Genomic DNA, 26,637 nt, shown 5'->3' with positions numbered 1-26,637 from the left:
CGTTTTGCAATATCGAGCCCAATTACTGACACTGTCATTGGCCCCCTCCTTATGGCTCTCGTTGAATTGTTCGCACGATCAACCATGGCACATCGATGCCGAAGAGTGGGAGGGGACCATCCCATCAGCTACATTTGGCGGCTCGCTTGATCACCGTAGGTTGGGCTGACGCAGGAAGCCCAACAAACCGGGATTGCGCCCGATCTTAATTCGCCAGGCCGGTTTTCAAGAACCCATACTCCAAGGCCTGCCCACGATAACGGGAACGTCCGGTACCCGCCTATTGTTGGGCTTCCTGCGTCAGCCCAACCTACCAGTCGGCACGCCCTCGCCCGAGTTAATCCCCCAACAAATGATCCAGCGGCTGGCTGTAGCTGGGCGCAAACACCTCCAGAAAGTACTGTACTTCCGGCAGATGTTCGGTCTTGAGCCGCTCCAGGATCTGCACCGCCGCCGGCTCGAACTCCTTGTTGCCGGCCTGGATCTCGGCCTGGCACTTGAGCCAGGCGGACAGCCGATCGGCCGCTTTCACCAGGACTTTCACATCGTCATCCCAGCGGGATTCCTTGATGTAGGTGGCAAAGTCCGCCTGCAAGCTTTCGGGGAGCAGATCGAGCAGTTCATCCTCGGCCTTGTGCTCGATCTCGCTGAACGCCTCGCGCATGACGCTGGAGTGGTATTTGACCGGCGTCGGCATATCGCCGGTGATCACTTCGGTGGCGTCGTGGTAGAGGGCCGCCGCGGCGATGTGGTCCGCATCAACCGCGCCGCCAAAGTGACGGTTGCGGATCAGCGCCAGCGCGTGGGCGATGGTGGCGACTTCCCATGAGTGGGTCGCCACGTTTTCCTCGATGGCGTTGCGCATCAGCCCCCAGCGCTTGATCCAGCGCAGGCGGGCGATGTAGGCGAAGAAATGGCTCAGGCGGCGACTCATCTATCGGGCATCCATGGCGAAGGGCACAATCACGCGAATCGCGTCTTCACCCATCTCGGTTTTGGCGTCCTCGGACGGCGCCAGCAGGAACAGTTGATCGTCGGGAATATCGTACTGGTCCGACAGCTGCTTCTGCAGGATCGCGCCGCGCTGCTGGGCCAGTCGGTTCAGCGCCTCCGGTGGCAGCTGCACGTCTTTGGTCAGGGCGCGGACCAGGGTCGTGACCCACTCGGCGCTGTTGAGCCGGTCGTCCCCGGTCTGTTTGTTGTCGGCCTGCAGCTTCTTGAGGGCCGCCTCGCCCTGCTGGTTGACCACCTGACTCTCCAGGGCGCGGACCCGCTGCTTGCGGTCGACGTCCGCGGTGAGATCCAGTTGGGCATTGAGCCGTTCGGCTTTCAGGGCGAGGCCGTCGATGTCCGGCGCGACCGCGCCACGGACGTTCAGCAACAGCTGCGGCTTGTCGGCCATGGCATCCGCCAGCAGCTTCAGCTTCTTGTCTTCACCCGGCGCCAGGGTGGTGGTGCCGGGCACGAAGGCCACCTGCCCCAGTTCTTCCCCGGAGAAGCCGGCCAGCTCCGCCACTGAACCCAGCATGTTGAACGGTGACGTGGCCGCCTTGGCCAGCAGGTTGATGAAGGCCCGCAGCACCACCTGGCCAACGCGGAATTCAGGATCATCCAGGTTGCCCGAAATGGGCAGGTCCACATCGATCACGCCATCGGTGTCGCGCAGCAGGGTCAGCCCCAGCTTCACCGGGACGTTCACCGCGTCGTCGCTCTGGACCGACTGGCCCAGGGTCAGCTGGTCCAGCACGATCCGGTTGTCTGCCTTGATCTGGGGACCGGTGATGTCGTATTTCAGGTCCATCCGCAGCTTGCCGCTGTCCACCGCGTAGCCCAGGTAACGGCCGAAATAGGGCGAGAGTTCGGCCATGGCCATGTTGTCGAGGTTGAGCTCCAGATGGGTGGTGTCTTCCTGCCCCAGGGTGCCGATGGAGCCGTTCATTTTGACATGCCCCCGCTGGCCCAGTTCGCCGCTCATGCGCACGCTGCCCTGCTGTGGCGGTACGTTGCTCAGGCCTTCGATCATGCCGTTGACTTTGCGCATGCCAGTGGTGAAGACCGGTTTGACGGTGCGATCCGCGAGGTCGAACTGGCCGTTCTCCAACTCGACCTGGGTCACCCGGAACACGAAGTCCGGCTTGTCCCCCTTGTCTTCCTTGGCGGGCTCTTCGGCGGTGTCCTGTCCGGCCGTGTCACTGCCTTTGATGAGACCCGAGAGGTTGGTCGAGCCATCTGCGGCCCGCACGATATGGGCATCCGGATCGGTCAGGGTGATGGTGCCGATTTCCAGCCGGCCGGGGTTCAGGTTCAGTTCCACCGGGTTGAGGCGCAACGAGGACCAACTGAGGATCGAATCGGACTGGCCGGCGCGGGTGAGTTTCAGGTCCTTCACCTGGCCGTTGCCGTTGAAGGTGCCGGTCAGGGCGGGCGTCTGGTCGTCCAGATCCAGTTCCCCCTCGACGTTCAGCGTGCCGCCGGCGAAGGCCACATCGGCGCTTTGCTGGACATAGGGCTGGAACGGGGCCAGGGCAATGCCATCCAGCGACAGGGTGGATTCCAGGGTGAATGGTGCGAGCGTTACCTGCCCTTTGGCCGCAATCTTGCCCGCCTCGCCCGTACGCAGGTTCAGGTCGTAGGGGACCGGCTCATCCAGTGCCTGGCTGATAGGCCCCATTTCGGCGTTGATGCCGCTGGCGGTAATGTCGGCCGGCGTCTCCGGCACCGCGTCCTGCCAGTGGACCTCGCTGTCCGCCAGGCGCACGGTATCGATGCGCCAGTTGAAGCCGGTGCCGCCGTTGTCGCCACCGGAATCCGCCTGATCGCTCTTTTCCTCTTCCGGCTGGCCGGTGAACGGCTTGATGACATTGATCAGGCCATCCTTGTCGCGACTGACACCGCCTTTCAGTTGATCCAGGTCGACCGAGCCGATGGCGAGAGAGCGTTCCCCGAGATTGAACGTGATGCCCTTGACCACCAGCGCGGCCAGGGTGGCGAATGGCGCATCGGCGTCCGGCAGGCCGGCACTGAGGTTGTCGATTCGCAGTTCGCCATTCTGTGTGACCAGCGCAAATTCGCCGGCGCTGGAAATGGCGTAGTCGGTATCCAGCGACAGGGTGCCCTGGTTGACCACGTAGGGGGCATACGGTGAGGCGAAGTGCACCAGCGTGGTGTGGCTGATGTCGCTCAGCCGGATGTGGCCGTTGGAGTGGAAAGGCATCAGACCGATGTTGCCGTCCCAGTCGATCTGTTGCTCACCGATGGCGGCCGACAGGGTGTAGTCGCTGGGGGTGCCGTCGTCGCTGAACGTGGCCAGGTCGTTGAGGGTGACGTTCAGCGGCTGGATGTCGAAGGTTTCCGGTTCGCCCTGGCTGTAGTCGCGGAAGCGGACGTTGCCGTCATTGAGCTGAATCTCATTGAAGTAGAGGTGCGGTGGTTCGCTGGAGGCGCTTTGTTCCTCGGGTGGCTCGTCCTTCGCGGGGTGGTTGTGGGTCCAGTCCCGCACCAGGTTGACGCCATAGTCCTTGAGCAGATCAACGCGAACGAAAGGTGAGTCCAGCCGGATGGATTCGAAGGCAATGGTACCGGTGATCAGCCGCCAGACCGTCAGATCCACGTGCAGCTGTTTGGCCGACACGACCGGTTCCCCATCCGCATCCTTGGCGTCCAGCCCCTCGACATCCAGCGTCATGGTGAACGGGTTGAAGTCGACGTCGGTCACCGAGCCCTCCCAGCCCAGTTGGGTCTTGAGCTGTGCCGGCACCTGACGCTGCAGCCACCAGGGCAATCCGATGAAGCCGGCCAGCGTGTACAGGACCAGCAGCAGGATCAGCCAGAACGAGACCATCTTGTAGATGGGCTTGCGCGCCTTGGGGTCGGCCACGAACTCTCTCCTTGTTATTGCGGGGGCACAGATATTGTCGGTGTCTCATCAGGATGCAGGCAAGACCCGGACGTCACCAAAACAATGGGATATGTCGAGTATAGAAGCATAGTCCGATGGCAAGGTGGCTGTCATTGCTTCGATGGTGGCGTGTCCGGATTGGCTGTTTGGGTCGTTTAACGCCATGGACACAAAGGGATGGGGAAAGGAAAACGGGGTGCCCGCAGGCACCCCGGGGTAGGCGTTTACTTCGCCGCGGCGCGGGCCTGTTCCAGCCAGCCGTTGTAGGTGTCCTGGTGAGCCTTGATCCAGGCTTTGGTGTGTCCCATGATCGCTTCCGGCGAATCTTCGCCGTCACGGATCTTCATGTTTTCGGCACTCACGTCGTTGACCGAGACCTTCATGATTTCAAACAGCTTGGCGGCCGCCGGATTTTCCTCGGCCCAGGCCTTGTTGGCCACGATCCGCTCGCTGTTGATCTCGAAACCGTAGTTCTTGCCGTTGGGCAGTTCGGTGTCGGTGCCGTTCGGGTTGGATGAGAAGGGCACTTCCAGCCAGACCACGTCCTTGCCCGGAACCAGCACACCGGAGACCCAGTACGGCGTCCAGGTGTAGTAGAAGATCGGGTCGCCGTTGTTGTAACGGGTGATCGTGTCGGAAATGATGGCCGCGTACTGGCCCTGCTTGTGGGTGACCGTGTCGCGCAGATCGAACGCATCGAGCTGGTGCTCGATCACACCTTCGCAGCCCCAGCCGGCCTGGCAGCCAGTGAGATCGGCCTTGCCGTCACCGTCGGTGTCAAACAGTTTGGCGATCTTGGGGTCCTTGAAGTCGGCAATGTTGTCGATGCCGTACTTTTCGGCGGTTTTCTTGTCGATCAGGTAGCCCTGTGCCGCGCCTTCGATGTACTGCCCTTTGCGGTAGAAGGCATCGTCACCGCCGGCGTTCTTGTACATGGTGTTGTGCAGCGGATACCAGTTGACCGCCATGAATGTGGCATCACCGTTGGCGATGGAGGTGTAGCCGGCGCTGTAGTCGACTTCCTGGATGTCCTTGACGTCGTAGCCCAGGTCACGCAGGGCTTCATCAACCAGCATGGTCTGGAAGGTTTCCTCGGCGATCGGGCTCTGGACGGCCTGGACGGTCACGCCCTTGCCGGGCATGTCCTCAGCCTGTGCGGCCAGAACAACACCGCCGGCCAACAGCGCGCCTGTCAGTGCTTGCTTGAGAGTCATTTAATTCTCCTCCTGCTTCGGGTTTAAAGCCTTGTTCAGGCTTCTTTCTTCTTTTTTACCAGTGAGTAGATCAGCCCCACGGGGCCGGATTCGTACCAGTGACGGGTCCCCCGGTTCCGGGAGTCCTGGCCCAGTGCCTGGGTCATGCGATCCAGGATAATGGCCATGATGACAATGCCGATGCCGCCGACGGTGGCCAGGCCGATATCCAGCCGGCCGATGCCCCGCAGGACCATCAGCCCCAGGCCCGGAACAGCAATCATCGAGGCGATGACGACCATCGACAGGGCCAGCATCAGGGTCTGGTTCACGCCGGCCATGATCGTGGGCATGGCCAGCGGCAGCTGGACCTTGAACAGCAGCTGACGGGAATTGGCGCCGAACGAACGGGACGCTTCCACCAGGTCTGAAGGCACCTGCCGTATCCCCAGGTTGGTCAGCCGGATCACCGGCGCCACGGCGAAGATGATGGTGACGATGACGCCCGGCACGTTACCGATGCCGAACAGCATGACGATGGGCACCAGGTAGACGAAGGCCGGGGTGGTCTGCATGGCGTCGAGAATCGGGCGAATGACGCGGGATACGGTGTCGCTCTTGGCCATCCAGATGCCGGACGGGATCCCGATGATCATGCAGAACAGCACGGAGGTGATCACCAGCGACAGCGTGGTCATGGCCTCGTGCCAGGCCCCGATGGCGCCCATGGCGGTCATGCCGACCATCGCGGCAATGGCCAGCCGGATGCCGGCCAACTGCCAGGCCACCAGACCGAACAGGATGATCATGACCACCGGTGGCACGCTGAGCAGCGTCGCATCGAAGAAGCCCAGGGCCAGATCCACCGGCTGTTTCACCAGCTGGAAGAACACCCGGAAGTTGTCGACGATCCAGTCGATGCCGTGTTCGACGCCACCCTGGATGTCGAACCATTCGGTCTGGAACGGATGGGCCAGGGTGTTGTGGACCACGTCCACCTGGTCGGCGCCGTTCAGCCAGCTGGCACCGCCATCGCCGCCGGCATCCGCGCCGCCACTGGCCGCGCCCCAGGGATTGCTGGCATCGCCGCCGGAGCCCTGTTGTTGGGTCGCGTCGGCCCAGGGGTTGGAGCCGCCCGCGTCCTTGGGAGCGGTATCGCCTGTCTGTGTGGTGTTGTTATCCGCCATGTGATTCGCCCTCCCGATCCAGAGCCTGCAGCAACGCTGCTTTTGAAATGACACCCAGGTAGTGACCGTTCTCGTCGACGACCGCCAGGCCACAGGGGGCTTCGGCCACCGGTCCGATGACGTCGGTCAGGGGGGTGGAGGCGTTGATCGGGTCAATGTCGGGCAGCAGGGCATCGCTCACCCGCTGACCGTTTTTTTCCGCCGCCTGGAGGGAATCCAGCGACACCACGCCGTGATACACCTGGTCCGGGCTGACCACGTAGCCGAAGTCACGCTCGTTGTGGCGCAGACGCTGCACGGCGGCCGGAATGCCGGCCCCTTCGCGCTCGATGACGGTGACCTGTTTCTTGGTGGCCACGTCCTTGGCAGAGAGCACGGTGGACACGTCGACGCCCCGGAAGAAGGAGCGTACGTAATCGTCTGCCGGGTTCTTGAGAATCTCGTCAGGTGTGCCGACCTGGACCACGCGACCGCCTTCCATGATGGCGATGCGATCGCCGATGCGCATGGCTTCGTCCAGGTCGTGGGAGATGAAGATGACCGTGCGCTTGGAGTCCTTCTGCAGCTTGACGAGTTCGTCCTGCATTTCGGTCCGGATCAGGGGATCCAGCGCGGAGAAGGCCTCGTCCATCAGCATGATCTCGGGATCATTGGCCAGCGCCCGGGCGAGGCCCACGCGCTGCTGCATGCCGCCGGATAGTTCGTCGGGATAGCTGCGGGCGTTGGCCTCGAGACCGACCTGCGCCAGGGCCGCCCGGGCCCGCTTGTGGCGCTCGTCGCGCGGTACGCCGGACAACTCCAGGCCAAACGCGGCGTTGTCGATCACGTTCATGTGGGGCATGAGGGCGAAGGACTGGAACACCATGCTCATCTTCTTGCGGCGCAGTTCGTTGAGCTCGGTTTCCGAGAGAGACGAAATATTCTGGTCGCCGACCCAGACCTCACCGTCGGTGGGCTCGATCAGGCGATTAAGCAGACGTACCAGGGTGGATTTGCCGGAACCGGAAAGCCCCATGATGACGAAGATCTCCCCTTCGTAGATCTCGAAGGAGGCATCCATGACGCCGAGGGTCATACCCGTTTGTTTGAAGATGTCGGCCTTGCCAACGCCCTGTCTGACCAGGGCCATTGCCTCTTCCGGGTTATCCCCGAAGACCTTGAAGAGGTGTTTGATAACAACTTTTGGTTTCATTCAGGTGGTCCTGCGAGGCTCGCGGCCTTCTACCCCATGATTTATTCAGTATAGTAAAAATTTGAAATCCCACTCATACACGCGTCTTCCTTCCCTGGCAAAACTGTTCTGCACGCTACCAAAGCCTAAAATCAAAGGCTAGAACGGTGCGTCGGTTCGACATACATAACAGATTAGGCAATTCCCGCTCCATTATCCGGCCCCGAAAAACCTTTGGCATCTAAATAATGACCTGGATCAAGTCGGGTGGCAGGCTGATGCGACGATCGCGACATACCATCAGGCCACACATCGCCGTATCATGAGGGCCCGCAACGCATCGCCGGGTGTCGTTCGGGGTTGAAGGGCCGTTTCCGGTCGCGCTGGGCCTTGGATGCATCCTGGTCCGGAAAGGAGCAACGGCCATGCCAGCCAATCGCGGCGTGGTGGGGCGTGAACCGGCGGTGGCCGTCAGCGCGTATGTTTCAGGTGGACGACAGCCGCCTGCATCCGCCGGTGGTGCGGCGATCGAATGTATGGGTAACAGGCCTGGGCGAGACAGGTCGTGATGGGACGACATTATGGATATCAGTGACATGCGCCGGGATTTCGAGTCCGAGGGGCTCGATCGTGATCAACTGGATGCGGATCCGGTGCGCCAGTTTGAAACCTGGTTCAACCATGCCCGGGAAGCGGGCGTGCTGGAGCCCAATGCACTGTCATTGAGCACCGTTGGTGCCAACGGGCAGCCCGGCTTGCGGACCGTGTTGCTGAAGTATTTCGACGGCGCCGGCTTTGTGTTCTACACCAATTACGGGAGCCGCAAGGCTCACGAACTGGCCGAGAATCCCCGCGCGGCCATGTTATTCCCCTGGCTGGCCCTGAATCGGCAGGTGATCATCCAGGGCACGGTGGAGAAGGTCAGCAAGACCGAGTCCCTGCGCTATTTTTCATCCCGGCCACGGGGCAGCCAGGTCGGTGCGTGGGTGTCCGAACAGAGCCAGGCCATCACCTCCCGCGGGCTGCTGGAGCAGAAGGTCGCAGAGATGAAGCAGCGCTTCCAGAATGGTGAGGTGCCGTTGCCGTCGTTCTGGGGTGGCTACCGTCTGGTCCCTGATCGGTTTGAATTCTGGCAGGGCCGGCCCAGCCGACTGCATGACCGCTTCGAATACGTGCGTGACGACGGCCATTGGCGCATTCAGCGGCTGCAACCGTAGCCAGGACAATTGTTGGAAAGGAGTCGGTATGGACGCAGACAACCGCTGTGGCTGGTGTGGCACGGATCCGCTCTACGTCGATTATCACGATAACGTGTGGGGGCGGCCGGTCTCCGATGATCGGGAGCTGTTCGCCAAGCTTTGCCTCGATGGTCAGCAGGCCGGTCTGAGCTGGATCACCATCCTGCGCAAGCAGGGCAACTACGAGGCGGCGTTCGACGACTTCGACCCGGAGAAGATCGCCCGCTACGACGACGCCCGCATTGCCGAGCTGCTGCAGGATCCCGGCATTGTCCGCAACCGGCTCAAGGTGCAGTCCATCGTCAAGAACGCCCGGGCCTTTTTGGCGTTTCCCGAGCAGGGCCAGTCGTTTTCCGAGTTCCTCTGGTCGTTCGTGGACTATCGGCCCATTCAGGGGGCCTGGCGCGAGCTGGCCGACGTGCCGGCCACGACGCCGGAAGCCGAGGCGCTTTCCAAGGCCCTCAAGAAACGCGGGTTCACGTTCGTCGGGCCCACCATCGTCTACGCGTTCATGCAGGCCGTGGGCATGGTGAATGACCATCTCTGGCACTGTCCCCAGCATCCGGTCTGTGCCGAACTGGGCGGCGACGCGTCATTTCCCCAATCGGATTCGTCGGCCGTCTGATCCTATCCCTCCGGTCCGGCGTATGTCTTCGCAGGTTTTACACGCAACGCCGGGTGCAGCTTGTCTGGCCCGTTGGAGGGTATAAACGTGCGTATTACGCTGGAAGAACTCAGGCAGCGGGGCAACCCGCAGATCGATCTGCTTGAGCTGTTATCCCTCGAAGGTCAGTTCTACATGGCGAGACTGCATCTGGAAGACGGTATGCAGGTGCTGTCCGACGACCAGGGCAAGACGCGTCTTCTAAAGAGTGCCTGGCAGGCGCAGGATCTGCTGGGCTCGTTCAATGTGAAGCGCACGGAAGTCGTTCATGCCTCCGCCTACGACGAGATGGTCGGGCTGGACGCGCCCGCTGAGCCAATGCGCATTCGCGTGCAGGACCGCCGCTCATGATTGCGGTTGCTCGACTGGCCACCGCCATCGGACTTGCCGGTCTGGTGCCGTTCATCTTCGGGGCACTGGCGATCATCCTCTGGCCGGCTGCTGAAGCATTGTGTGTGAAACTGTTCTACATCTACAGCGCCGGCGTATTGGCGTTCATGGCCGGCGTCTACTGGCCGATCGCCCTGCAGCTGGAGCAGCGCTGTTTTCCCCTGTCCCCCATCTGGACGCTGGTGATCAGCCAGCTGTTCTTCCTCACCGCCGGTCTGGCTTTGTTGCTGCCACTGGCGGCACAGACCGTGGTCTATCCCCTGGCCTACCTGATCCTCTACATCGTGGATGTGCGCTGGATGCGCCTGTACTGGCCGGGATGGTACCGTCGGCTGCGCATGGTGCTCACCCTGGTGGCGTGCCTGTGCCAGATCCTGGCTGCCGTATGGCTGCTGGCGGCGCCGACGGTCAGCGCCTAAGCGTCAGTTGCCAGCCAGGCTGGCCAGATTGGCGTACTGGGACCGCAGCTTGGCCAGTGCACCCTTTTCGATCTGACGAACCCGCTCGCGGCTGATGCCCAGATGCTCGGAGATGCTTTGCAGCGTTTCCGGCTCGGGCCGCCCCAGGCCAAAGCGGCGGCACAGGATGTCCCGCTCCCGGTCGGTCAGGTTGGCCAGGATATCATCCATCAGACGTTGTTGATCGCGAGGCACCAGCGCCAGATCCGGCTGGGTGTGATGGGCTTCCGATGCCAGTGCGTCGCCCAGGCGGATATCCTCGCTGTCACTGAGCGGCGTCTCCGTGGACACCTCCGGCACGGACAGCCCGCGCAATTCCTCGACCCGCTCCGGCGTGGTATCCAGGTGGCTGGCCAGCTCCCGGGCCGACGGTGCCTGACCGGAGGCCTGTTGCAGCTTGTGGGTGGCGGCCTGCAGGGCGCGGATCTCATCCACCACCTGTTCCGGCGTGCGCACGATGCGACGCCCGCGTTTGAGGCTGCGCCGGATCTCCTCACTGATCCACCAGTAGGCGTAGGTGGAGAAGCGGAAGCCTTTGTCCGGGGCGAAGCGTTCCACCGCCTTGATCAGGCCGATGTTGCCGTCCTGGATCAGGTCCGTCAGCGGTATTCCGCGGTTGGCATGGCGTCTGGCCAGGTGTACTGCCAGGCGCAGGTTGCTTTCGATCAGGGTGCGTCGGCAAGCCAGCGCCAGACGCACCGCCCGACGCGCGTGGGGGGAGCTGAAATCTGCTTCGCTGTGGCCATCCAGCACATCACGTAAGGTGCGTGGCGTTCCGGGAGGCAGCTGACGATGGTTTTCCAGGACGCGCAAGGCCCGGTTGAGTCGGGCGCTCAGCCGGCGCTCGGCGCGTTCCCCCAGCAGGGAATGATGGGCGGCATCGCGGAAATAATGGGAAATCAGCGACAGACTGTCACCGCCGCTGTCGGACGCCGGCAGTGCCTCGGGGGCGCGGGCCGGTTGTTCCGCGAAGTCCAGGTCGTCAGTGTGTTCCGCCGATACGGGGCGGTCGGGCCAACGGGTATCTCGCATTGCCTGAGGGTTCCGGTTGGAATGTACCCGTATGTACGACGATCGTGAGCCGGCGGATTGAACCGAAGAGACAGGAAGCGGCGGGATGGACGCGGTCGCAAAAGGTGATCGGAACCGCCCGAAATTCGCAGTTCAGGCGGCCCGATCAGGAGGCAAGACATCCTCCATTACCGGAGCCAGGGCGACCGTTCCCGGCCCCGATAATTCTGTCAGCCCAGAGCGGGACCGTTGTCGGGTCCCGGGGCCGTTCAGCCGACCGCTGCAACGATGGCGTATTCGTGGTTATGCGGCTCGATGAGGGTGGCGTGCAACTTGGCGATCGCCTTCTCGTAATGGTCCTCGTCGATGATGAACTGCATATCCACCTGACGCATGCACTGGTGCAGCGCGACGATGCTGATTTCCTCTTCCGCCAGGGCGGTCACGGTCTTGGCCAGGATGCCCGGCACCTGCATGTCGCTGCCGATGGCTGAAACCACCGCGAGCTTGCGGGTGGCGATTTCCGCGTTGGGGAATTCATCCTGCAGGGCGCGAACCACACGCTTGACGTGTTTGAGGGTACTGTCCACGTAGTGCGTGATCGTATTGGCGTTGGTGTCCTTGGTGACACAGCGCACCTTGAAGCGGCTCAGCACGTCCAGGATGCGGCGGTCGGAACCCGGATCGCCCTGCATGTCCTGGTCGAACACCTCGATGGCGAACACGCCCTTGCGGCCGGCGATGATTTCCACCTGCGGCTTCTCGCTGATGTAGTCACGGGTGATCAGCGTCCCGGTGTGCTCCGGCTCGAAGGTGTTCTTCACCCGCAGCGGGATGTCGTTCTGACGCAGGCCCTTACCGGCCCGGGGGTGAATCGCTTCCATCCCCAGGTTGGCCAGCTGGTCGGCCACGTCGTAATTGGTGCGGCCGATCGGCACGACCTTGTCCTCGCCGACGATCTTGGGATCGGCGGAACTGAGGTGATATTCCTTGTGGATCACCGCTTCGGCGGATTCGGTGATGACCGCAATGCGGCTGAAGGTCATCTCGCTGTAGCCGCGGTCGAAGGTCCGCATGAGGCCTTCCTCGCACTGGGCGTAGCCGGTGCAGATGGGCAGCTCGCGGGTCAGGTCGACGTTGTCGAACGCCTGCTTCAGCTTTTCGTCCAGCGGCAGCAGTTCGTTGTCGCGCCAGCCGGTCAGGTCGACAAAACGGGCGTTGATGCCTTCGGCCTGCAGCTTCAATGCCGTGTTAAAGGCGCTGTGCGCCTCGCCGATACCGGCCAGCATTTCGCGAACGGTCAGCAAGTGCTCTTCCAGCTGGAACTGGCCATAGGAGCACAGGCGCTGGAGGTCGATCAGGCAGCCGCGGACGCCTTCGATGCGGTCCACGATGAACTGGTCGGCCTGCTGCTTGAGCATCGGATCATCGAACAGTTCGCCGTTGAAGTCGGTCAGGAACTGGGTCAGCTTGCTGAGGTCGTCGCCCCAGGCCCAGTCGGATTCGGCGTCGGCAAACAGGGCGTACACGCCCGGCTCACCGGTTTTCTTGTGCTCCAGCAGCTCATCGGTCACACCGCCGTAGGCAGAGACCACAAAGATGCGCTGGTAGAGGTCGTCGGCGCTGCGATCACCGACAATGATGTTGTCACGTACGGCTTGGTAGTCGCTCATGGACGTACCGCCGATTTTTTCTACAGTGTGCTGTTGGCTAGTCATGATTCTGATCTTCGGTCGCTTCTGAATGGGCGCCGGGAGTGTTAAAGCGGGAGGGCCGTCGCGCCTGACGGCGTCCCGGCCGGAGACGGCCCTCCCGAGGGATGACAAAGCGCGCCTACACGCGTTTGCCTTCCCTCTCGGCTTCCTGCACTGCCTGGATCAGGAGGCTTCGCTCATGTCTTCCTTCATGATCTCTTCCACGCTTTCCTTCAACAGGGACAGACCTTTTTGCAGGTCTTCCTCACTGATGGTCAGCGGCATCAGGCACTTGACGACTTCGTCGTCGGGACCTGCGGTTTCGATAATCAGGTCTTTCTTGAAGGCGCGGGCCGAAATCTTGCCGGCCAGGTCGCCGTCACGACAGGCGATACCCTGCATCATGCCACGGCCCTTGAGCTTGAACTCGCCCTTGAATTCGTCGGCGATCGCTTTCAGGCCAGCGTTCAGAATGCCGGCTTTCTTCTTCACCTCATCGGCGAAGCTGTTGTCTTTCCAGTAGGTCTCCAACGCCGCCTTGGCGGTGGCGAAGGCCATGTTATTGCCGCGGAACGTCCCGTTGTGCTCACCGGAGGTCCACACGTCCAGTTCGCGCTTGAACAGCACCAGGGCCATCGGCAGACCGTAGGCACTCAGGGACTTGGACACCGTCACGATGTCCGGCTTGATGCCTGCGAATTCAAAGCTGAAGAACTCGCCGGTACGACCGTTACCCGCCTGGATATCGTCGATGATCAGCAGGATGTCGTGCTTGCGGCACAGCTTCTCGAGCTTCTGCAGCCACTCGGCGCTTGCGGCATTCAGACCGCCTTCGCCCTGAACGGCTTCGACAATCACCGCGGCCGGCAGTTCGATACCGGAAGAGCCATCGCTCAGCATCTTGTCCATCACGGCGATGGTATCAACGTCGTCGCCCAGGTAGCCGTCGTACGGCATGAAGTTCACGCCGCCCAGCGGAACGCCGGCACCGCCGCGGTGGTGCTTGTTACCGGTGGCCGCAACCGCGCCCAGGGACACGCCGTGGAAGCCGTTGGTGAAGGAGATGATGGTGTCACGACCCTTCACCTTACGCGCCAGCTTCAGCGCCGCTTCGACACAGTTGGTGCCGGTCGGGCCGGTGAACTGCATTTTGTAGTCCAGGCCGCGCGGCTCAAGGATGTACTGCTTGTACGCTTCCATGAAGTCGTGCTTGGCCGTGGTGAACATATCGAGACCCTGGCTGACGCCGTCGTTCTCAATGTACTCCAACAGGGCCTTCTTCAGGATGTCGTTGTTGTGACCATAGTTCAGCGAGCCCGCACCGGCCAGGAAGTCCAGATAGGCCTTGCCGTCTTCGGTGTACAGGTGTGCGTTCTTGGCCCGGTTGAAAATCACCGGGAAGGCACGTGAATAAACGCGGACTTCGGATTCGGTCGTCTTGAAAAGTTCCATTGTCTTGCCTCTTAGCATGTCAGGTTCGAGGTGGATGCAGCGCCGTTCACGTGTGCTCGGTCGCCCAGGGGCACGGCGCTGCGGGGAAATACCGCCCCGACAGGCTCAGCCTGCCGGAGGCGTTCGGCGCGCTTCCTAGCCGTTTACAGGCTGGGTGAAGGGGCCGATACGGAGCAGGAATTCTGAGTCGTGATGGCCGCCAAAGTGGGCCTCCTTCTCAAAATGCTCGGTATAGGTGAGCTCAGCACCGAGATCACGGGCGAACGAGCGGAACAGCGCCCAGGACGCGTCGTTGTCTGCGGTGATCGTGGTCTCGAGATGAGATACGTTCTTGCACGCATCCCGGCTCACGATGGCCTTGAGCATCCGCTTTGCCAGACCCTGGCCGCGTCCCTTTTTATGGACGGCGACCTGCCAGACAAAGACGGTCTCAGGCTGCTGAGGGGGAATATAGCCGGAGATAAAGCCAACCAGATCGCCATCCTTTTCGGCAGCGACGCCGGTTTCGGCGAAGTGGCTGCATTGCAGCAGGTTGCAGTAAATCGAATTCGGATCCAGCGGCGGACACTCTGCCACCAGTTGGTGGAGCCGGAAGCCATCATCCTTGCTCGGGGTGCGAAGGGTGATGGCGGTTGTATTCGAACCTTCAGTGGTCATAACGGTGTTGGGCACTCAGTCATTTAGAGTTAAATTCATTCGAAAGGGCTTAAACGCCGGTTGTTGCCGCGCAAGGGCCTTTCGTTAGCCTGCAAGCCGCTGAAATATAACAAATAATGGCGGCTCGGCGCTAATCTTTAGAGTTGTAATTATATAGACCTCGAAAGAAAAATCAAACCAGGATGGGTTGCCAATAGCGACAGTTGCAACCGGAAAACGGGCGTAATCCCAATGCTGGCAAGGATTTGGCCGGCTAAAGATTGATCTGTTCGGGGCCCAGCGCCGTGCCTGAAAGAATACGCCGGCCATATGACAGATTTGCGTCGGTGCCCTCGGGCCACCAGGTCGAAAATCGTCGCATCCATGGATCGAGGGGAAAGGCCACTGGCAGCAGGGAGAGCGTCAAAGAGGCCTGCTTGACTTGTGCTATCGGTTGGGTCGTCGGTGTGAGATTGGCGGGCGCGATGCGCGTGACCAGGCCGCGTGTATCCTGTTGCAGGTTGCCCATGCCGGCCGCGCCGTTATTGATGACCGTGCGGGTTTCACCGCCCTCAACCGACCGTTGCCACAGTGCGGGCAGGCAGGTGTGGGTACCGGCGAAGACGTCGGCGCCGGTGAGTCTGAACCAGTCCGCAACCCGGGCACCGTGAGCCGGGCGCGCGAGGTTTTCGTGGGCCAGTCCCCAGCCGGCCAGGGATTCCGGGTCGCCGTGCAGAATCAGCAGGATCTGACCGGCCATCTCATAGCAGCGCCAGCGGGGTGCCGCCGCGAACCGGGTTTGCAGGTCGGGAAAGCGGGCCGCTACGGATTGCAGGCGCGCCATGATGCGGTTGGAGCGTTCCACGACGTCCTGGTCGACAAAGTCCGGATAGGCGCAACCGCAACCCGCCTCCGGGCTGGGATGCGCCAGCTCGTACTCCACGTTGCCGAGGATCACGTCGTGATTCAGGACACGCTCGTTCAGGCGGGCAAACGTCTCGGGGTCGGCGTTGAACCAGTTGAAGTCGCCGTTGAACACCAGTCGTACCCGGTAACCGGCCACCTGTTCCTTGGCGGCCATTCGCTCGATGGTGTCCAGCGCCTCCGGATTGCCGTAGAGCCCGCCAATCACATAAAGCACATCCGCATCGACCGGCTGCGGATCGGCACACAATTGCTCGGGCCGATACCGGTAATGGATCGGGCAACTCCGGCCGGGCGCCTCCGCCATGTCATGACGCTCCGCTGGAGACCGGCGTGCGGCCCAGCAGCCGTTGCATCAGGATCGGCAGGAAGAACCCGGCGGTGCAGATCAGGATGCCCCAGGCGTTCACCCCCAGCAGCGCCGCGTACTTGCCGTTGCCGATGGACCAGCTCTCCGGAATCAGCCCCAGGGCGAGCCCAAGACCCAGCGCGATGCCGGTCCAGAAACTGAGGTGGAAACTCCAGGGCGACCAGCGGGTGAAGCCATAGAACAGGAACACCGGTGCCAGGCCCATCACCATGGTGCCGGAGATGGTGGTCGCCTTGAGGATGTCGGTGCCGGCAAACATCGGCAGGTTGCCGAGAATCGCAAAGGCCACCATGACCACCGCGCCCACGCGCATGTTGGGAAGCCGGTCGGCGGAACGCTTCACCAACTGTGGCAAATCTACGGCAATGGACTTGGACAACGACGTAAAGGTGGAGTCCAGGGTCGAGCCGGCGGACGTCATCATCACCACACTCATAAAGAACAGGGCGGTCAGACCGGCTGCAGCGCCCACCGCGGCGGGGGCGTTACCGTTGGCGGCAATACCGTGCAGCTGGGCATGAACGCCCACCAGGCTGAAGACAAAGACCGCCACAAACCCCAGCAGACCAGCAACGACAAAGCTCTTCAGCATGGTCTTTTCCTTGTTCACGAAGCCGCGGTCGGTCAGCACCGGATCGTGGAACGGATAGCTGAAAATCTGCAGGCCGGCCACCAGCAACAGATCGGCGCCGGCATCGAGTTTGAATTCGCCGGTGGTCAGCAGGGTGCCCGTATCGTTGGCGGGAACGATCAGGAACAGCACCGCCGCGACGAAGAACACGAACAGGATCGCCTGGATCACATCGGTAAAGATGGAGCTGCGCAGGCCGCCCTTGAGGCTGTAGGCCAGGGTGAAGGCGGTGAACAGCATGGCGGCGGCGTAGTAGGCGGTATCGCCGGGCAGGCCAAAGTAACCGCCGACCACGGCGGTGTTGCTCCACACTTCGTTATAAAGACGGATCAGGATGGCGGCGGCAAAGCTGACCGCGGCCAGACGCCCGAAGCGCGAGGTCAGGAATTCCTGCAGGCTGCGGGCGCCGGTCTGGGTGCGGATCAGGTAGATGATGTAGCCGGCCACCGGTATGGACAGCCAGTAGGTGGCGTACGCCAGCCCGCCGACCACGCCGTAGGCCGCCCCCAGGTTGGCGGCATTCGTCACCGACTTGGCGAAAATCCAGCTGATAAAGATGCTGGCGGTCAGTGACCACTGACTCACGGGGTTGCCCCGATCGTCCGCTCCCTTATAGAAGGAGGCGGCATTCCGGCTGCGCGGAGACAGCGCGTACATGATGATCCCGTAGACCACCAGGAAGCCCCAGAACAGGCCCGCTTCAGCAAACGACATGGGTGACAGGTTCCTTTTTAATGGTTGTTCATCGGGCCCGAGTGTCGCCCGGTTAGGATCAGGCCGGGGCGCTGCAGCTGGCGCCGAAACGGTAGCAGGCAAAACAGCGGTGATGACGCAGCATGATGCGCGTGTCCATGCTTTCCCGCAGGCTGCCGCCCAGGTCATAGTCCGGGTCGTCATCCACCAGCGTGCAGGCATAGACCCGGACCTGGTCGCCCTTCTTCACCAGCATCCGCGTGTAGGTGCACATAAAGTGGGACCGGCTTTCCCGGGTCGGGTATTTCTCCATGCAGGTTTCGGTGATTTCGGGGCTGCCGTCTTCGGCGCCCGGTGTGCCGAAATCCGGAAACGCCGTGAAGGCGAGATCCTCGGGAATGCCGGCGTCGCGGAAAATGGCACGGAAGGCCGCTTCCACCTGCTCAGGGTCTTCGTTGGCGTCGGACTGGCGGGCAATGGACACCGCAAAGCCTTTTTCATGCAGCCAGCGGATGCCTTCCAGCGCCTTGTCGAAACTGCCCTCGCCCCGGTCCACGTCGTGCCGGGCGCGATCCGGGAAGTCCAGGCTGACGCGGAAACGGATCGGATAAGGATTGTCGCGCAAGGGCAACAGTTGATGGGCGCGTTTGAGCAGTGGATCGGTGGCGTTGGTCAGCACGAAACAGGGGCGGTACTGGCTGGCGTAATTCAGGATGTTGACGAAGTCGCGAATGACAAACGGCTCACCGCCGGTAAAGGAAAACTGCTCGACGCCCATGTCCATCGCCTCGTGGATGAACGGGCGAACGTCGTCCAGGGTCATGCCGGGAATGCGGCCGTCGCCGGGATGAGAACCCTCCAGGCAGAACGGGCAGGCCAGGTTGCAGGCCGTGCCGGTGTGGATCCACAGCTCGGTCAATTGGTCCGCGTCGATGTAGCCGCGCGGATCGCCGTTCCGGGTGTGGGTCCAGCTCTCCGCATACCGGGACGAAACCAGCTCGGTGGCGGGAATACGTTGAGCGGTGCCGGCATTTACTGTCATGGTGTCTCCATCGCGTGAGCTGCGGTTGGCTTCTATGCTGTTTACTATGAACCATTCCTGAAAGGGGGGTGTCACAGAGTTATAACGATTTTATGACTGTCTGTTCCACTACGTTTGACGACCGCAAGTGGACGCATATCGATTAGGCGCAAAGAAATGTGAAATGGGTTGCCGCCTTATATTTCGGCATGTAGCTTTTACCGACTTAAGTGGAAATATATTTCATTTGTCGAATGTTATGGTGTCAGGCCATAGGCATTGCTGTCTGCAAATGAGGCTGTCGGGATAGCGCGCCGGACGAGACGAAGAGTTTGCATGTCTCGGCAGCGGGTCAAGATAGTACGGCAAGCACGGAGTGCCAGCGAATGACATATGCATCCTGTAACGAACGACGGGTTGTTCTTTTTGACGATCACGACCTGGTCCGAGAAGGTCTGAAGCTCATGATCGAAGCCATACCGGACTTCAGGGTCATCGCCGAGGGCGAAGACGGGGGCGCTGTGCCGGAGATTGTCGGGCAGGCTGAGCCGGATGTGGTATTGATGGATATTTCCATGCACAAGGTGACCGGCCTCGATGCCTTGAGGACGTTGCGTGAACAGCAGAACCCAACCCCCGTGATCATGTTGTCCATGCACCGGGAACCCAATTATGTCATCAACGCCTTTCGTCTCGGCGCCAACGGATACTTGCTGAAAGACTCTGCGGCTAAGGAGCTGCATTTCGCGCTGGATTCGGTCTGTAATCAACAGCTCTATGTCAGCCCGGGGATTTCTGAAAGCGTGGTCGGCGCCGCGATTGGTGAGCTGGACGCGCCAGAACCCTCCCCGCTGACCGGTCGTCAGAATGAAATTCTGCGCTTGATAGCGCTGGGACGTGCCACCAAGGAAATTGCTTGGGATCTGGGCCTCAGCGCCAAAACGGTGGAGTCGCACCGGGCGCAGATAATGGAACGGCTGTCCATCCGGGACATCGCGGGATTGGTGCGCTACGCGATCCGTAACGGTCTTATTTCCCTGGACGATGTCTGAATAGAGCCAGCCTGGGGAAAATCCCCAGGCGGCATCGGGAACCCCCCAATAGCAAAACCGGTCTCGCGAATTACCATGAGTCATACCCCACGACTGACTGATGGAAGCGCGGCCCATGACGCCTGCAGAACACGCCTTTGAAACCCTGACGACGGTCCCCTGGGAATACGACCCGACCACGGGCTACGTATTGTTCCCGGAGGGACTGCCAGCCAAACTCGACGAGAGTGCCGACGGTGCCAAGCGGGTCCGGATCGGCCAAATGATGCAATTGTTTGATGCCAGCGACCAGTTGAACCTCACCCGGGCTCTGTTGCATACCATGCAGGAGGGTGAGGGGTTTGAACTCCTGGTCTCGCTACGTCAGCTCAAACCGGTCGAGCGTGCTCTCGTTTCTGCCGTCCCGTCGCCGTGTAATGGAGCAGCCGGTCCGGCGTTGGTGGGAACCATTCGCTTTCTGGCACGAGTCGAGCAGCCGGCTGAGGCCGGCGCGGATAGTCGCATCGCTGATGAACTGCTGGATGGCGTGGACGTAGCGGTCTGCCTGATTGATGCTGCGGGTCGTGTCGTCCACGGTAACCGGGCGTGGCGTCTCATTATGCGAGATGTCAATGTGGCCCCCTGCGGGCCCGGCACCGATTACTTTGACCTGCTCGCTTCCCTCTCCGACGAGCCCGACCTCGATCGCCGGCTGAAGCAGCAGTTGCACGGAGAAAAAGGGCGCGTGGCCATGAAGGTCAGGCTGATCCGCCAGAAACAGCCGCTGGATTGCAAGATCATCGCACGGCCGGTGCGCATGGCCGGGCGCCGCTTCCGCATGTTGACGCATATCACAATGCCGTCGCGCCAAATGTTGAGTGGGAATTCATCCCTCGCGCGCGACACTCTCCCGGTAGAAGCCTGGTTCGAGTGGTATACGGATACCGGGCAATTTGTTCCTTCGCTCAGCTTTGTTCGTCTGTTTGGCAGCGACCTGGGGCAGGAGCAGTCGTTCGATCACTGGTTCCCCACCCTGGCCCACATCGACGACTGCCGCCGCCTCCGACGTGAGCTGGGACGCTGCCTCATTAACCGGGCGCCTCTGGCCCTGGAACTTCGTCTGACGACGCTGCAGGGGGGTGAACGCTGGTTCCGGCTCAGCGCCGAAGTGGCCCCCAATAGGGACGACGACACCTACCTGGTCGGACGACTGGTGGATATCGATTCTGAGCGCCAGTTGCGTGACGAGGTCCGGGAGCGGGAAGTTGTATTCAATGCCCTGGAAGAGCACCTGCCGGTTGTTTTCTACTCACTGGACGTCGCCAGCGATCGCTGCACCTTTGTCAGTAAGGCGTATGAGGCGATTTCGGGCCGCTGCCGGGAGGCGCTTCTGGACAATCCGCGTGACTGGATTACCTCAGTCGCACCGGAAGATCGCGAGCGGGTCCAGCGCCAGATTGAGCGAGCGTCAAAAGTGCCCGGGAGTTCGGACATGGAGTTCGGCATCCTCGACGGTGATGGCCAGCATCGTCGTCTCCAGGCGCGGTTTGTCTCGCTTGCCAACGAGAAGGGCCAGGTGGTTCGACGAATCGGTATTGCCACCGATGTGACCGAACAGCGCGAGACGGAAGATAAACTGGTCCGCGCCACACACCTGGATGCGACCACTGGTCTGCCCAATCGCCTCGCTTTCTCCGAGACGCTGGCGGCGACTTTGTCGGGAGCTCAGGGCGAGGGGCAACTGGCCGTCGCCATCATGGGCCTTGACCGGTTCAAATCGGTGAATGATTCGCTCGGACACAGTGTGGGTGACGAGTACCTGCGTAAGTTAAGTACCCGACTTCTGAAGGCGACGGATGGGCAGGCCTACCTCGCCCGCGTCGGCGGTGATGAATTCGCCTTCCTGATGCCCAGGATGCAGGGCCAGGACGCGATCCGTAATCGACTGGTCGGTATCCGCAATAGCCTGGCCATACCCATCGTCGTTGATGGTGAATCCATCACTCTGGGCGCGACCCTGGGCGTGGCCTGCTATCCCCACGACGGCGATGACCCGGGGTCACTGTTGAAGGCTGCCGATATTGCGATGACACGGGGCAAGAAGCTTCGCTGCGGCGGCATCGAGTTCTGCAGCGAGAGGGTTGTTAATCTGCCCGATCGTCGGCAGCTCCGGCGCCAGATGGCCTTGCATAACGCCCTGCAGGGGGAGGAATTTGAACTCTACTTCCAGCCCAAATACGGCACCGGAGATCTTGTCATGCGCGGTGCCGAAACCCTGCTCCGTTGGCGTCATCCCCGGGAGGGCCTGATTCCGGCCAGCGAGTTTATCCCCCAGCTTGAGAAAAGTGGCGACATTGTTCCGGTGACGTGGTGGCTTCTCAATACTCTCTGTGGCCAGATCGCCGATTGGCGCAACCAGGGATTGGCACTGGATCAGTTCTTTGCGGTCAACATCTCCCCCCGTTCCCTGCTGGAGCCGGACTTTGATCAGAAACTGTTGGCCATTGTGCAAGCCAACGGCCTGCCACCCCAGTGCATCGAGCTGGAGCTGACCGAGTCGTCGCTGATGGTCGATCTGGAGCACGCCCGGGCTTTGCTCGAGCGGGTTCGTAAAGCGGGCATCCGGCTGGCGATCGATGATTTCGGAACGGGCTACTCCAGCCTCAGCTATCTGCGCCACTTTGCTCCCGATGTCCTGAAGATCGACCGTTCTTTCATTCGGGACTGCGACCGGAATGTGGCCAACCAGCGCATTATTCAGAGCGTGGTGGGCATGGCCCACGGCCTGGATATGATTACCGTGGCCGAAGGCGTGGAAACACGGGAACAACTGGAGCAATTGCAGAAGCTGGGTTGTGATCGCGTCCAGGGCTATCTGCTGGCAACACCGATGCCGATCGCCGATTTTGTAAACCACTTGCGTCAACCGGTTGCTGAAAGTGTGTTTTCAGCCTCCTAGGGAATCGGAGTAGACCGTTTGGGGAATCGCCTGATTCCCCTTTTTTTTGCCAACCGCAAAATAGATCCATGTTCCAACGCCATCAACGGGATCTGGATATGCGCCCCATTCTTCTCATCAGTCTGACTCTGCAACTGCTGCTGTGCGTGCCCCTTGTGATGGCCTCGGCCTGGCTACCCCTGGCGCTCAGCGCCGTGATCTTCGCCCTTCTTTGTGTTGCGGCTTTCAAATCTGCGGCGCCGGCCGTCGAGCCGGGAGCGGAGCCGGTGGATGAGGTGGACGAGGCGCCCCAGCGGGACCCGTTGCGCCCGCTGGTGGCAGAGCTGGTGCCGGCCTGGGCCCAAAGCGTACAGACCGTCCGGCAGATGGCCTCCGAGCACATCGGCGCGCTGGTGACCCAGTTTGATGACCTGATTCAGCTGATCGACCACAACCTGGACGACGCCCGGCGTATCACCAACAACCAGCAGGATGACTCCGTCGGTGCCTTGCTACAGGAAACCCGTCACCGCCTGCAGGACATTGGCGAGGCGTTTCGCAACGGGCAGGTGCACAAGGAATCGCTGGCCGACTCCGTGACCGAACTGGAAAGCTTCACCGGCGAGCTGCAGCAGATGACCAACTCGGTGCGCAAGATTGCCGACCAGACCAATCTGCTGGCTCTGAATGCCGCCATTGAGGCGGCCCGGGCCGGTGACGTGGGGCGTGGCTTTGCCGTGGTGGCCGATGAGGTGCGCAGCCTGTCCCAATCGTCCGGGGAGGCCGGCGCCCAGATGGCCGAAAAGGCCCAGGCCATCACCGGTGCGATGAGTCGCACCGGTGATGCCGCCTCGCGCATGACTGAAAGCGACGACCACAACGTGGCGCTCCTGACCGAGACCACCGACACCGTGTTCCAGCGCTTCGAAATAGCCGTGGGAGATCTGACGGCGGTGGCTGACCGGCTGGAGCAGGGCGCGGTCGATGTCCGGGGCGTTGTGGAGGGCATCACCATGAGCCTGCAGTTCCAGGACCGGATGGAGCAGATCCTGGATCACGTGCAGAGCGACCTGGAGCGCTTCAGCGAGAATCTGGACAACCCGGAATCAACCCCGGACGTCAGCGAGTGGCTGTGCCGCTTTCGCGCCAGCTTCACCACCGACGAAGAACGCCATCGCCAGGCTGGGCAAACCCATGCGGCCACTGATGCCCTGACCTTTTTCTAGAACGCACTGAATTGAGCGGAGAACACCATGAGCAAGAAAATTTTTATCGTCGACGACTCCTCATCCATGCGCCAACTGGTGCGCATGACCCTTCGAGAAGCCGGTTACGAGGTCCAAGAGGCTTTCGATGGCCAGGACGCTCTGCAGAAGCTCCAGGGCAACCGGGTCAACCTGGTGATCAGCGATGTCAACATGCCGCGCATGGACGGCATCAGCCTGCTGCGCAACCTCAAGCAGGACAGTGCACACCGGTTTACGCCGGTGCTGATGCTGACCACCGAAAGCGAACAGGCCAAGAAGGCCGAAGGCCAGGCGGCCGGTGCCAAGGCGTGGATGGTCAAGCCGTTCCAGCCCGCGCAACTGCTGGCGGCCGTGCAGAAACTGACTCTCTGAGGTGAACTCCATGAGTGCTCTGAACGCAGCAGCTGACCACCGGGTGTGGCAGCCGGAAGCCAGCCTGACAATTTACGACATTCGTCAGGTTCATGAGCAGGCGCTGGCCGATCTGCCGGCTACCGGCCGCGTGAGCATCGACCTTTCCAACGTGGAAGAGATCGACACCGCCGGCCTGCAGTGGCTGATTTTCTTCAGTCGCTGCCTGGCGCAACGGGAACTGGGTGGGCAGGTGCTGGCCGTGTCCGGGGCGGTCGATGACTTCCTCACACTGATGCGCGGCCGCGAGGCACTCCAATTTACTCATCCGACGGCCTGAGGGCCGGGAGACAGACGTCATGTTGAACAACGAACAGTGGCAACAGCTGCTTGACGGGTTCCTGGCCGAAAGCGCCGAACTCCTGGCACGCTGTGAGGAATCCCTGGCGCAGCTGCAGGCGGACCCTGCTTCCAGTGAGGCCATCAATGAGCTGTTCCGGGCGGTGCACACCATCAAGGGCTCCGCCGGTTTGCTCGGGCTGGATATGGTGGCCGCGTTCGTCCATGACTACGAGAACGTGCTGATGCTGGCCCGGGACGGGCAGGTTCCGGTCACCGAGGAGCTCGTGGCCCTGGCGTTGCGGTGCTGTGACCACACCGGTGCCATGATCGAGGTGGTCGGGTCGGACAACAGCGCCGATCCGAACCCGGTACGGGGGCAGGAACTCACCGCGGCTCTTAATGCGTTTCAGCTTGCCAATGACGAGGCGATGGCGGTGGCCGATGAGCCGAAGTCTGAAGCCTCGCAACAGGGCGTCTGGCATATTTCCCTGCGTTTCCCGGAAGACCTGTTTGCCAACGGTTTCGATCCGGCCTCCTTCATCCGCTACCTCGGCCAATTGGGGCGGGTGGCAGATCTGTGCCTGATCGATGACCTGCTGCCGACGGAAGAAAGCGCTTTCGATCCTGAGGCCTGTTACCTGGGGCTCGAAGTGCGCCTGGATGCGGAGGCGACCCTGGATCAGGTTGAGGAGGCCTTCGATTTCATCTGGGAAGTGGCCCAGATCCGCATCCTGCCCCCCGATGCCCGGCCCGCGGATTATGCCGCACTTCTGGATGTGGTGCCGGATTCGCGACACACCGTTGAGGCCTTTCTGGCTCAGGCCGGTATACATCTCGACGACGGGCGGCGTGCTCTGGAACAGACCGAAACCCGGCAGGCTTCTGCAGATCGCGTGGGAGCCAAAGTGGATGCCCGACGCACGCAGAAAAACGCCTTGCTGCGGATTTCGGCAGACAAACTGGACACCCTGATCAACCAGGTCGGTGAACTCGTCATCACGGCGGCCGGCGCCCAGATGCGGGCCGTCGAGATGCAGGATCCGGCGCTGAACGGGATCCTCGAAGACCTGCACATGCACGTCGAACACATCCGGGAGTCGGCCCTGCAGCTGCGGATGGTGGAGATGGGCGAGATCTTCAGCCGTTTTCATCGGGTCGTGCGCGAGACCGCCGACGCCCTGGAAAAACAGATCCACCTGGAGATCCAGGGCGCCGACACCGAGCTGGACAAGTCGCTGGTGGACCGTCTGTATGATCCGCTGGTGCACCTGGTGCGCAATGCCATGGATCATGGCATCGAAAGCCCGGACGAACGCCTGGCGGCTGGCAAGCCCGCGGAAGGGCGCATCATCCTCAACGCGTTCCACGAGTCCGGCATGATCGTCATCGAGATTCGCGACGACGGGCGCGGCATCGACATCGCCAAAGTGCGCCGCAAGGCCGTCGACAATGGCCTGATCGAGGCGGACGAGGATCTGGCGGAAGCCGATCTGGAACGGCTGATTTTCCATCCGGGCCTGTCCACGGCGGGCAGCGTGTCCAATCTGTCCGGACGCGGCGTGGGCATGGATTCGGTGCGTCAGGACATCGAAGCCCTGCGCGGCTCTATCGACATCGACAACCGACCCGGTGCCGGCTGCTGCATGAAGATCCGGCTGCCACTGACCCTGGCCATCATCGACGGCTTCCTGGTGAGTGCGGCGGGCCAGTTCTTCGTGATTCCCACCGACTGGGTGACCGAGTGCGTTGAAGCGCCGGCCTATCTGGACGCCACGCGGCGGGATGGCTTCCTCGAGCTTCGAGAGAAGCCCCTGCCGTTCATTGCCCTGCATCGACACTTCGACCTGCCGGATACCCACCGGGGCCGGCGCAGTCTGGTGGTGGTCGATCAGGGGCAGGAGCGGGCCGCCCTGTTGGTCGACGAACTCCATGGCGAGATCCAGACCGTGATCAAGCCATTGGGGCCGCTGTTCCAGCATCTGCCGGATGTGGCGGGCGGGACCATTCTCGGGTCGGGCCAGGTGGCCCTGACCCTGGATATTCCAGGATTGCTGAAGTCAGTGCATGCACTGGAAACCATCACTTACCAATAGATAT

General features: G+C 61.7%; 22 protein-coding genes. 10 read left to right on the top strand and 12 right to left on the bottom strand.

Annotated elements, in window-relative coordinates:
• Positions 1-337 precede the first annotated feature (337 nt).
• The 5 genes from yfbR to proV all read right to left on the bottom strand — a co-directional run bounded on the left by yfbR (position 338) and on the right by proV (position 7,470).
• Complete coding sequence (yfbR, locus tag J3364_RS09325; protein WP_349558094.1) at positions 338-934, bottom strand: 5'-deoxynucleotidase; 597 nt, start codon at positions 932-934, stop codon at positions 338-340.
• A complete protein-coding gene (locus tag J3364_RS09320) occupies positions 935-3,877 on the bottom strand; it encodes a DUF748 domain-containing protein (RefSeq protein ID WP_349558093.1) in 2,943 nt (980 codons plus the stop codon).
• 245 nt (positions 3,878-4,122) lie between these two features.
• On the bottom strand, positions 4,123-5,112 hold the full coding sequence (gene proX, locus J3364_RS09315; RefSeq protein ID WP_349558092.1) for a glycine betaine/L-proline ABC transporter substrate-binding protein ProX: 990 nt from the start codon (positions 5,110-5,112) through the stop codon (positions 4,123-4,125).
• Positions 5,113-5,147: 35 nt separating this feature from the next.
• Positions 5,148-6,278: a glycine betaine/L-proline ABC transporter permease ProW gene (proW, locus tag J3364_RS09310; RefSeq protein ID WP_349558091.1), complete on the bottom strand. Its 1,131-nt coding sequence runs from the start codon at positions 6,276-6,278 to the stop codon at positions 5,148-5,150.
• The gene (proV, locus tag J3364_RS09305) at positions 6,268-7,470 is read right to left on the bottom strand and encodes a glycine betaine/L-proline ABC transporter ATP-binding protein ProV (RefSeq protein ID WP_349558090.1); all 1,203 of its coding nucleotides are present in this window, start codon (positions 7,468-7,470) and stop codon (positions 6,268-6,270) included. Before proV ends, proW begins: the two co-directional genes overlap by 11 nt.
• Before the next feature lie 560 nt (positions 7,471-8,030).
• Between proV and pdxH the strand changes: the two genes are divergently transcribed.
• The 4 genes from pdxH to J3364_RS09285 all read left to right on the top strand — a co-directional run bounded on the left by pdxH (position 8,031) and on the right by J3364_RS09285 (position 10,160).
• Positions 8,031-8,666 carry a pyridoxamine 5'-phosphate oxidase gene (gene pdxH, locus J3364_RS09300; RefSeq protein ID WP_349558089.1) on the top strand — a complete coding sequence of 212 codons (636 nt, stop codon included), beginning with the start codon at positions 8,031-8,033 and terminating at the stop codon, positions 8,664-8,666.
• A 28-nt stretch (positions 8,667-8,694) separates the two neighbouring features.
• Complete coding sequence (locus J3364_RS09295; protein WP_349558088.1) at positions 8,695-9,312, top strand: DNA-3-methyladenine glycosylase I; 618 nt, start codon at positions 8,695-8,697, stop codon at positions 9,310-9,312.
• An 87-nt stretch (positions 9,313-9,399) separates the two neighbouring features.
• A complete protein-coding gene (locus tag J3364_RS09290) occupies positions 9,400-9,702 on the top strand; it encodes a DUF6482 family protein (RefSeq protein ID WP_349558087.1) in 303 nt (100 codons plus the stop codon).
• Complete coding sequence (locus J3364_RS09285; protein ID WP_349558086.1) at positions 9,699-10,160, top strand: DUF3429 domain-containing protein; 462 nt, start codon at positions 9,699-9,701, stop codon at positions 10,158-10,160. Before J3364_RS09290 ends, J3364_RS09285 begins: the two co-directional genes overlap by 4 nt.
• 3 nt (positions 10,161-10,163) lie before the next feature.
• Here the strand turns inward: J3364_RS09285 and J3364_RS09280 are convergent, their stop codons facing one another.
• The 7 genes from J3364_RS09280 to J3364_RS09250 form a co-directional block, all read right to left on the bottom strand.
• Entirely contained in the window at positions 10,164-11,231 is a 1,068-nt protein-coding gene (locus J3364_RS09280) for a sigma-70 family RNA polymerase sigma factor (RefSeq protein ID WP_349558085.1), read from the bottom strand.
• A 248-nt stretch (positions 11,232-11,479) separates the two neighbouring features.
• Positions 11,480-12,928, bottom strand: coding sequence for an aspartate kinase (locus tag J3364_RS09275; protein WP_349558084.1), 1,449 nt, complete (start codon positions 12,926-12,928; stop codon positions 11,480-11,482).
• A gap of 159 nt (positions 12,929-13,087) precedes the next feature.
• A complete protein-coding gene (ectB, locus tag J3364_RS09270) occupies positions 13,088-14,356 on the bottom strand; it encodes a diaminobutyrate--2-oxoglutarate transaminase (RefSeq protein WP_349558083.1) in 1,269 nt (422 codons plus the stop codon).
• Positions 14,357-14,491: 135 nt separating this feature from the next.
• On the bottom strand, positions 14,492-15,013 hold the full coding sequence (ectA, locus tag J3364_RS09265) for a diaminobutyrate acetyltransferase (protein ID WP_349558082.1): 522 nt from the start codon (positions 15,011-15,013) through the stop codon (positions 14,492-14,494).
• A 253-nt stretch (positions 15,014-15,266) separates the two neighbouring features.
• Positions 15,267-16,223: a hypothetical protein gene (locus tag J3364_RS09260; RefSeq protein WP_349558081.1), complete on the bottom strand. Its 957-nt coding sequence runs from the start codon at positions 16,221-16,223 to the stop codon at positions 15,267-15,269.
• A gap of 1 nt (position 16,224) precedes the next feature.
• Positions 16,225-17,631, bottom strand: a complete 1,407-nt coding sequence (locus J3364_RS09255) for a sodium:solute symporter family transporter (protein WP_349558080.1) — start codon at positions 17,629-17,631, stop codon at positions 16,225-16,227.
• A gap of 58 nt (positions 17,632-17,689) precedes the next feature.
• Positions 17,690-18,652: a radical SAM protein gene (locus J3364_RS09250; RefSeq protein ID WP_349558079.1), complete on the bottom strand. Its 963-nt coding sequence runs from the start codon at positions 18,650-18,652 to the stop codon at positions 17,690-17,692.
• Between the two features lie 365 nt (positions 18,653-19,017).
• Here J3364_RS09250 and J3364_RS09245 point away from each other — a divergent pair, with 365 nt between their 5' ends.
• The 6 genes from J3364_RS09245 (at position 19,018) to J3364_RS09220 (ending at position 26,633) form a co-directional block, all read left to right on the top strand.
• Positions 19,018-19,683, top strand: coding sequence for a response regulator (locus J3364_RS09245; RefSeq protein ID WP_349558078.1), 666 nt, complete (start codon positions 19,018-19,020; stop codon positions 19,681-19,683).
• A 115-nt stretch (positions 19,684-19,798) separates the two neighbouring features.
• Positions 19,799-22,621: a putative bifunctional diguanylate cyclase/phosphodiesterase gene (locus J3364_RS09240; RefSeq protein ID WP_349558077.1), complete on the top strand. Its 2,823-nt coding sequence runs from the start codon at positions 19,799-19,801 to the stop codon at positions 22,619-22,621.
• Between the two features lie 98 nt (positions 22,622-22,719).
• Positions 22,720-23,826, top strand: coding sequence for a methyl-accepting chemotaxis protein (locus J3364_RS09235; protein ID WP_349558076.1), 1,107 nt, complete (start codon positions 22,720-22,722; stop codon positions 23,824-23,826).
• Positions 23,827-23,853: 27 nt separating this feature from the next.
• Positions 23,854-24,219 carry a response regulator gene (locus tag J3364_RS09230; RefSeq protein ID WP_349558075.1) on the top strand — a complete coding sequence of 122 codons (366 nt, stop codon included), beginning with the start codon at positions 23,854-23,856 and terminating at the stop codon, positions 24,217-24,219.
• A 10-nt stretch (positions 24,220-24,229) separates the two neighbouring features.
• Complete coding sequence (locus tag J3364_RS09225; RefSeq protein WP_349558074.1) at positions 24,230-24,538, top strand: STAS domain-containing protein; 309 nt, start codon at positions 24,230-24,232, stop codon at positions 24,536-24,538.
• Positions 24,539-24,557: 19 nt separating this feature from the next.
• Positions 24,558-26,633, top strand: a complete 2,076-nt coding sequence (locus J3364_RS09220) for a chemotaxis protein CheA (RefSeq protein WP_349558073.1) — start codon at positions 24,558-24,560, stop codon at positions 26,631-26,633.
• Positions 26,634-26,637: the final 4 nt, after the last annotated feature.

The sequence above is a fragment of the Marinobacter sp. NFXS9 genome, assembly GCF_040148665.1.
GTDB classification, from domain to species: domain Bacteria; phylum Pseudomonadota; class Gammaproteobacteria; order Pseudomonadales; family Oleiphilaceae; genus Marinobacter_A; species Marinobacter_A mangrovi.
This window is presented reverse-complemented; position numbering and strand designations above follow the sequence as displayed.

Coding starts and splice junctions, on each gene's coding strand:
- J3364_RS09245 (WP_349558078.1), top strand. CDS start 19,018: ATGACATATGCATCCTGTAACGAACGACGGGTTGTTCTTTTTGACGAT.
- proW (WP_349558091.1), bottom strand. CDS start 6,278: ATGGCGGATAACAACACCACACAGACAGGCGATACCGCTCCCAAGGAC.
- J3364_RS09225 (WP_349558074.1), top strand. CDS start 24,230: ATGAGTGCTCTGAACGCAGCAGCTGACCACCGGGTGTGGCAGCCGGAA.
- pdxH (WP_349558089.1), top strand. CDS start 8,031: ATGGATATCAGTGACATGCGCCGGGATTTCGAGTCCGAGGGGCTCGAT.
- proV (WP_349558090.1), bottom strand. CDS start 7,470: ATGAAACCAAAAGTTGTTATCAAACACCTCTTCAAGGTCTTCGGGGAT.
- J3364_RS09255 (WP_349558080.1), bottom strand. CDS start 17,631: ATGTCGTTTGCTGAAGCGGGCCTGTTCTGGGGCTTCCTGGTGGTCTAC.
- J3364_RS09280 (WP_349558085.1), bottom strand. CDS start 11,231: ATGCGAGATACCCGTTGGCCCGACCGCCCCGTATCGGCGGAACACACT.
- ectB (WP_349558083.1), bottom strand. CDS start 14,356: ATGGAACTTTTCAAGACGACCGAATCCGAAGTCCGCGTTTATTCACGT.
- J3364_RS09285 (WP_349558086.1), top strand. CDS start 9,699: ATGATTGCGGTTGCTCGACTGGCCACCGCCATCGGACTTGCCGGTCTG.
- J3364_RS09275 (WP_349558084.1), bottom strand. CDS start 12,928: ATGACTAGCCAACAGCACACTGTAGAAAAAATCGGCGGTACGTCCATG.
- J3364_RS09260 (WP_349558081.1), bottom strand. CDS start 16,223: ATGGCGGAGGCGCCCGGCCGGAGTTGCCCGATCCATTACCGGTATCGG.
- yfbR (WP_349558094.1), bottom strand. CDS start 934: ATGAGTCGCCGCCTGAGCCATTTCTTCGCCTACATCGCCCGCCTGCGC.
- J3364_RS09220 (WP_349558073.1), top strand. CDS start 24,558: ATGTTGAACAACGAACAGTGGCAACAGCTGCTTGACGGGTTCCTGGCC.
- ectA (WP_349558082.1), bottom strand. CDS start 15,013: ATGACCACTGAAGGTTCGAATACAACCGCCATCACCCTTCGCACCCCG.
- J3364_RS09230 (WP_349558075.1), top strand. CDS start 23,854: ATGAGCAAGAAAATTTTTATCGTCGACGACTCCTCATCCATGCGCCAA.
- J3364_RS09240 (WP_349558077.1), top strand. CDS start 19,799: ATGACGCCTGCAGAACACGCCTTTGAAACCCTGACGACGGTCCCCTGG.
- proX (WP_349558092.1), bottom strand. CDS start 5,112: ATGACTCTCAAGCAAGCACTGACAGGCGCGCTGTTGGCCGGCGGTGTT.
- J3364_RS09235 (WP_349558076.1), top strand. CDS start 22,720: ATGCGCCCCATTCTTCTCATCAGTCTGACTCTGCAACTGCTGCTGTGC.
- J3364_RS09295 (WP_349558088.1), top strand. CDS start 8,695: ATGGACGCAGACAACCGCTGTGGCTGGTGTGGCACGGATCCGCTCTAC.
- J3364_RS09250 (WP_349558079.1), bottom strand. CDS start 18,652: ATGACAGTAAATGCCGGCACCGCTCAACGTATTCCCGCCACCGAGCTG.